This window comes from Rhodovulum sp. DZ06, from assembly GCF_050586345.1.
Taxonomy (GTDB): Bacteria; Pseudomonadota; Alphaproteobacteria; order Rhodobacterales; family Rhodobacteraceae; genus JBOCEF01.
In genome coordinates, this window is sequence record NZ_JBOCEF010000086.1 from 1 (window position 1) to 6834 (window position 6834).

Sequence of the window (6834 nt, forward strand, 5' to 3'; positions counted from 1 at the left end):
CCCGGCGCGCATCTGCACCAGCACGTCCGTCCCCCCGGCGAGAAAGCGCGTCACCCCCGGGGCGGAGGTCGCGATGGCGCTCGCCGCGCCGAAGCTGTCTGGTTGGTGATAACGCATGCGAAATCCCTGTTGGTTTGCGTCGCGGGGCTGCGCGCGGCCCGCGGGGGCGCGGCGCGGTCGGCCCGCGGATCGTCGGACAATCTAGCGGATCGGCCCGGCCTGTCGACCGCAAGCGCGCGCCGAATGAAAGACCGTTCCGCTCAAGCGCACAGCCTGCCGCCGCCCGGGGGCGGAGCGCAAGGGGGAACCTGCACCCCGCGCGAGGGGGCGTCAGAGCCCGCGCGCGCACCACACGAGGCGCCCCGCGGCGAAGACCGCCTCGATCCGCGCCGCCGCCCCGTCCCGGCGCAGCAGCACGACATCCCCGCGCGCGCCCGGCGCCAGCGTGCCGCGATCGGCCAGCCCCATCGCCGCGGCGGGCCCGGCGGAGACGAGGGACCAGGCCGCGTCCGGCGCCATCCGCCCCTCCTCCAGCAACCTTGCGGCGGCGGCGAGCGGCGCGGGGTAGTAATAGTCGGAGGCGAGCGCGGTGCAGAGCCCCGCCTCGGCCGCCGGCCCGGCGTCGAGCGCGCCGATATGGCTGCCGCCCCGGACCACGTTGGGGGCGCCGAGGACGATGGCCTCGCCCGCCGCCGCGGCCGCCTCGGCCGCCGCGCGCGTCAGCGGGAATTCCGAGACGGCGATCCCCTGCGCGCGGGCGGCGCGGCGCGCCTCGGCCGTCCCCTCGTCATGCGCCAGCATCGGGACCCCGGCGCGGGCGGCGGCGGCGGCGAGGCGGGCGATGGCGGGCGCGACCTCGGCCCGCCGTTCGGCCAGCGCGCCGATCATCTCGCGATACGCCTCCACGCTCAGCCCCGCGCGGGCGGCGTATTTCGAGAGGCTCCTGGCCATGCGCGTCGCCGGGTCGAACAGGCCGGTGAAATGGTCGTTGAAGGCCAGCGACGGCGCCGGGTCCAGCGCCAGCCAGGCCTCCACCTGCTCCACCGCATCCAGCGCGTAGACCTCCCACCGCAATTGCAGGCGGATGTCGCAGGCGAAGCCGGGGCGCAGGCGGGCCCAGTCCTCGACCAGCCGCCGGGCGGTCTCGACGCTGCGCAGCCCCGGCTCCCACGAGATGGTGAGCGCCAGCCAGGCGGTGGTGATGCCGTTGCAGACCATCTGCCGGTCGGCGTCGATCAGCGCCACGTCGGGGTCGAAATACACCCCCGGCCGGGGCGAGAGGCTGCGCTCGAACCCGTCGCCATGCAGGTCCACGAGGCCCGGCGCGACGGTCAGCCCGCCCGCGTCGAACATCCGCGCGCCCTCCGCCGGGGCCTCCGCGATCCGCCCCTGCGCGATGTAAAGCGCATCCCCCGCCGGCGCGCCCTGCCCCAGGAAATCGCCGCCGCGAATGATCCAGTCCATGTCCGTTCCTTTTTCGTCGAACTGACGCAGCGCCGTCACGCAGCCGTCGTGCAGCGCGCTTAACAGCCCTCTTTGACGCTTTCGTCACATCGAGGAGGCATTTCCATGCTGAAGACCGTCATCGCCGCCGCGGCGTTCCTGGCCGCCGGCGCCGCCGCCGCCGAGCCGCTGAAATTCGCCGTCACCGACATCGAGGGGCTCGAGCAGCTGACCCAGGAGTTCGGCGCCTTCGAAGCGGCGCTGGAGAAGATCACCGGCCTCGAGGTCGATCTCTACCCCGTGTCCTCGCGCACCGCGGCGGTCGAGGCGATGAACGCCGAGCAGGTCGATTTCGTGCTGACCGGCCCGGCCGAGTACGTCGTCATCAAGGCCCTCGCGGGCCCGGTGATCGTCGCGGGCTGGCAGCGCCCGGATTATTTCGCGCAGGTCGTGGCGCTGGCGGACGGGCCGGTGAAGACGGTGCAGGACCTGAAGGGCAAGGTGGTGACCTTCGGCTCGGTCGGCTCGACCTCGCAGCATCTCGGCCCGGCGCAGGCGCTGGCGGATCTCGGGCTGGAACCGGGCGCCGATTACGAGGCGAAGATCGTGGGCCGCAACGTCGCCGTGCAGGCGATGATCAACGGCGACGTCGCCGCGGTGGGGATGAATTTCGGCCACCTGAACAAGATCCGCGCCGCCTTCCCCGACACCGCCTTCACCGTGGTGGCCCGCGGGCGCGACCTGCCCAACGACATCCTCGTGGCGCGCGCCGACCTCTCCGCCGAGACGCTGGAGACCGTGCGCACGGCCTTTGTCGAGCATGGCGCGGACCTGATGGCCGCCGTCCTGAAGGGCGACGACAACCAGAAGTACAAGGGCGGGTTCTTCCTGACCGGGATCCAGGATTCCGACTACGACTACGTGCGCGCGATGTACAAGACCATCGGCATCGACACGATCACCGACTTCGTCGGCAACTGAGCGATGCTCGACCTGCCGACCGCCCTGACCGCCGCCCCGGAGACCCCCGGGGCGGCGTGCCGCGTGCGCGGCCTGACCGTGCGCCGCGGCGCGCGCGAGACGCTGCGCGGCGTCGATTTCACCCTCGCCCCCGGCGAGAAGGTCGCCCTTGTCGGCCCCAACGGCGCGGGCAAGACGACGCTGCTGAACGCGGTGGTCGGCCTGCTGGCCGCCGCCGATGGCGGGGTCGAGACGCTGGGCGCCGACATGCGCGCGGCGAAGGGGCGCCGGGCGGTGCGGGCGCGCACCGGCTTCGTGTTCCAGCAGCACGGGCTGGTGCGGCGCCGCTCGGCCCTCTCGAACGTGCTGCACGGGCTGATGGCCCGCCGCGGCGCCTGGGGGGCCTGGTCCGCCGCCACCGCCCCCGCCGCCTGGCGCGCCGAGGCGATGGAGGCGCTGGCCGAGGTGGGCCTTGCGGACCGCGCCGCCGACCGGGCCGACCGGCTGTCGGGCGGGCAGGCGCAGCGGGTCGCCGTGGCCCGCGCGCTGGTGTGCCGCCCGGCGCTGGTGATCGCGGATGAACCCACCGCCTCGCTCGACCCCGCCGCGGGGCGCGAGGTGATGGAGCTGTTCTGCACGCTGGTCGACCGGCGCGGCGCGGCGCTTCTGTTCACCACCCATGACATGGAGCACGCGCGCGCCTATGCCGACCGCGTGGTGGGGCTTCGGGGCGGGCGCATCGCGCTCGACCTGCCCGCCGCGAAGGCGAGCCCGCGCGCGCTCGGGGAGCTGTTCGATGGCTGAGCGATCCGCGCCCGCCCCCTTCGCCGCCTTCGCCGCCAAGCGCCCCGGTCCCGCCCCCTCGCGCCTGTCGGGCCTGTCGCCGCTGTCCTTCGCGCTCTGGGTCGCCGTCGGCGCACTGATCCTCGCCTCGCTCGGCGACGTCGCGCCCTCGCCCCAGCGGCTGGTGGACGGGGGGCCGCGGATGGCGCGCCTGCTGTCGCGGATGTGGCCGCCCGAGACCGACCCCGCCTTCCTGCTGCGCATGTTCTGGAGCATCGTCGAGACGCTTCAGATCGCCCTTGTCGGCGCCGCCTTCGGCATCGTCCTCTCGGTCCCGATCGCCTGGGCCTCGGCGCGCGGGGTCACGCCCTTCGGGCCCTTCGCCTTCCTGTTCAAGGGGATCACGTCGCTGGCGCGCACGGTGCCGGACCTGGTCTGGGCGCTGATCTTCGTCTCGGCCGTCGGCCTCGGGGCCGTGGCGGGGACGATGACCATCATGATGGACACGCTGGGCTTCTGCGGGCGGTTCTTCGCCGAGGCGATGGAGGAGACGGAGCCCGAGCCGCGCCAGGCGCTGGAGGCGATCGGCGCGGGCCGGATGGGCGTGCTTCTGGGCGCGGTGATCCCGGACGCGGCGCCGTCGATGATCAACGCCGCGCTGTTCGCGTTCGAGAAGGCGGTGCGGTCCTCGGTGGTGCTCGGCCTCGTGGGCGCGGGCGGCATCGGGCAAGAGCTGAAGACCGCGTTCGACCTGTTCCAGTACCGGCAGGCCGCGGCGATCATCCTCGCCGTCTTCGTCATCGTCATCGCCATGGAATGGCTGGCCGACCGGCTGCGCGCCCGGCTGCGCTGAGCTGGCCGGGCGGGACGGGGCGGGGCGGGTCGGGCGGCGCCATGCGCGCGGCCGGGGGCGGGCCGCCCGCCCCTCCGCCTCGCCCGGGGCGCGGGGGGAAGGGGCGCCGCCGGTGGGGCGTCGCGCCGCCCCCCGACACCCCTTCCGCCGCCGAAGCCCGGTCCGGCGGCCGCGCCTTGCCCAGGGGCTCTGCGCCCGGTCTAGCGCCAGGCCCTGCGCCCCGTCCCTGGCCCCTGTTCGCCGTCCGCCCCAGGCGCCGCCGCGCCAGGCCCCGCCATGCCCGGGGCCCCCGCCCCGCGCAGGTCTCAGGCGGCGCGGTCGACCTGCGCCGCGCCCGCGCGCGAGGTGGTGAAGATCGCTGCCAGTTTCGCGACCTCCTCCATCAGGCTCTCCAGCGTGCGCGAGGACGAGGCGCTGCGTTCCGCGTTCTGGGCGTAGCGCTGAGTGGCGCCGTCCATGTCCTGGATCACCGCCATCAGCTCGGCCACCGAGTTGGCGATCTGCTCGTTGTCGTCCGAGATCTTGGCGATCTCGCTCGCCAGCGTGCCGATCACGTCGCGCAGGCTGTCGATCGCCTCGCCGGTCGCGTTGGCGAGGTCGACGCCGAGCACCACCTTCGTCTCCGAGTCCTTGATGATCCCCGAGATGTCGCTGGCCGCTTCCGAGGAGCGCTGCGCCAGCGCCCGCACCTCGGACGCCACCACCGCGAAGCCCTTCCCGGCCTCGCCCGCCCGCGCGGCCTCCACCGCCGCGTTCAGCGCCAGCAGGTTGGTCTGGAACGAGATCCCCTCGATGATCGAGGTGATGTCCGAGATGCGGGCCGAGCTTTCGCGGATCTCCTCCATCGCAGCCTTGGAGCGGTCGACCACCTGCAGCCCCTCCTCCGCCTGGCGCCCGGCCTTGCGGGCCTGCGAGACGGCGCCCTGGGACAGCGAGGCGGTGCTTTTCACCCGCGCCGTCATCTCCTCGGCCGCGGCCGAGGTCTCCTCCAGCGAGGCGGCCTGGCTCTCGGCCTGGGCGGCGAGCTCCACGCTCGCGGCGGCGAGGCCGCCGGTCTCCTGGCCCGCCTGCTCGGTCATGTTCCGGAACCGGGCGACGAGCTGGTCGAGCTGCGAGACCATCGCGTCGGCGTTCTGGCGCAGGGTCTCGAAATCCCCCTCGAACCGGCCTTCCATCCGCGCGGTCAGGTCGCCGTCCGACACCCGCCCCATCATGGCGTTGAGCGCGCGCACCACGCCCTCGACCGTGTCCATCAGCGCATTGACGTTGGCGGCCATGGCGGCGAGCTCGCCCGCCCCGTCGCCGGCGTCGAGCCGCCCGCCCAGCTTGCCGGCGACCACCTGGCCGACCAGCGCCTCCATCCGGCGCGCCAGGTCCATCGCGGCGGCGGCGCGGGCCTCGGCCTCCTCGCGCGAACGGCGCACGCCCGCCTCGGCCTCCTGCTGCGCGGCGCGGGCGGCGGCGAACTGCTCCAGGCTGTCGCGCAGCTTGCCGACCTCGTCGCCGCTGCGCCAGGCGGGCATCTCCACCGCGCCGCCCGCGGTGATGCTGTCCAGCAGCCGCGACAGCTCGCCCAGCCGCAGGCCCAGCGCATGGTGCAGCCAGCGCCCGCCGAGCCCGGCCGCGGCGAGGATGGCGAGCACCGCGGCGATGGCGAGGCCGGTCGCGAGGGCGCTGATCCGGTGCAGCCGGGCCATGCCCGCATCCATCGCCTCGTGGATCAGCGTCTCGGCCACGTCCGCCCGCTCCACGAAATCGCGATAGGCGGCGTCGAACTCGACCTCGGCCGCCTCGATCCGCGCGACGCGCGCCGCGGCGGCCGCGCGCCGGGTCTCGGCCAGCGCGGAGAGCCGGTCGATGCCGCCCGCGACGCCCGCCGCGGCGCCGGCCAGCGCGGGATCGAGCCGCCCGATGGCCGAGACCTCGGCCTTGGCGGCGGCGAAGGCGGCGGTCACCTCGGCGAAATCCTCGCCCGCGTCGCCGCCCAGCACCTCCTCCAACAGCAGGTGGCCATTGGCGAGCAGGAAGCGCGCCTCGCCGCCATGGACCTGCGCGGCGGGGTCCTGCGCCCGGCGCGCGGCCAGCGCGGCGACGTCGCCCACCAGCCCGTCATAGAGCCCGTCGAATTCGAGATCGGCGTCCGACCCGACGCCCTGCGCCGAGGCGAGCAGCGCGTGGCGGTCCCGGGCCGCCTGTTCGAACGCCGCGATGCCGGTCAGCACGCGGTCGATCTCGGCCCGCACGGCGGGGGAGTCGGACGGCGCGAAGCGGCCTTCCTCGTTCTCGCCGCCATCGAGGATCGCGCCCGCGTAGAATTTGGTGTCCTCGAGATGCGCCCAGACCTCGGCCACGTCGGCGGCGGGATCGCCGGCCATGACCTCCTCCATCACCAGGTGCGCCTCGGCCCCGGTCAGCTTGATCTCCATCGCCGCGTCGCCGAGCGGGGCGAGCCCCTCGCCGACCTCGACCCCGCGGGCCGAGACCTGGAACAGCGACCAGAGGGTCGCGGCGGTGCCCGCCGCGCCGATCAGCGCGACAAGCGCGAAGACGAGCCCGATCTTGCGGCTCGCCGACAGGTTTCGTAGCTGCATTGGGCCGCTCCGTGGATATACAAAACCGCGAGACGGTAGGCGCAGTTGGTTTCGCCCGGCTTAACCGCAGGCGGGTCACGATGCGCGGCGCGACCGCGCAGCCCGGTCGCGCCGGCGGGCCGGATCGCCTAGGGCCTGTCCCCATAAACAGGATTCCCCAATCGGGCTCGATCTGATTCAACCTCCCGAAAGAGGAGGTCGCCA

At 74.2% G+C, this 6834-nt stretch carries 5 protein-coding genes; 3 read left to right on the plus strand and 2 right to left on the minus strand.

What is annotated here, in order from left to right; genetic code table 11:
* Nucleotides 1-330 precede the first annotated feature (330 nt).
* A complete protein-coding gene (locus ACQ5SO_RS21015; RefSeq protein ID WP_430943614.1) occupies nucleotides 331-1464 on the minus strand; it encodes an alpha-D-ribose 1-methylphosphonate 5-triphosphate diphosphatase in 1134 nt (377 codons plus the stop codon).
* Between the two features lie 105 nt (nucleotides 1465-1569).
* Here ACQ5SO_RS21015 and ACQ5SO_RS21020 point away from each other — a divergent pair, with 105 nt between their 5' ends.
* The 3 genes from ACQ5SO_RS21020 to phnE are packed head-to-tail and all read left to right on the plus strand — an operon-like array spanning nucleotide 1570 to nucleotide 4039.
* The gene (locus tag ACQ5SO_RS21020; RefSeq protein WP_430943615.1) at nucleotides 1570-2424 is read left to right on the plus strand and encodes a PhnD/SsuA/transferrin family substrate-binding protein; all 855 of its coding nucleotides are present in this window, start codon (nucleotides 1570-1572) and stop codon (nucleotides 2422-2424) included.
* A 3-nt stretch (nucleotides 2425-2427) separates the two neighbouring features.
* Nucleotides 2428-3207: a phosphonate ABC transporter ATP-binding protein gene (locus tag ACQ5SO_RS21025; protein WP_430943616.1), complete on the plus strand. Its 780-nt coding sequence runs from the start codon at nucleotides 2428-2430 to the stop codon at nucleotides 3205-3207.
* Complete coding sequence (gene phnE / locus ACQ5SO_RS21030; protein ID WP_430943617.1) at nucleotides 3200-4039, plus strand: phosphonate ABC transporter, permease protein PhnE; 840 nt, start codon at nucleotides 3200-3202, stop codon at nucleotides 4037-4039. The genes ACQ5SO_RS21025 and phnE overlap by 8 nt, the downstream gene beginning before the upstream one ends.
* A 305-nt stretch (nucleotides 4040-4344) precedes the next feature.
* Here the strand turns inward: phnE and ACQ5SO_RS21035 are convergent, their stop codons facing one another.
* A complete protein-coding gene (locus tag ACQ5SO_RS21035; RefSeq protein WP_430943618.1) occupies nucleotides 4345-6630 on the minus strand; it encodes a methyl-accepting chemotaxis protein in 2286 nt (761 codons plus the stop codon).
* Nucleotides 6631-6834 lie beyond the last annotated feature (204 nt).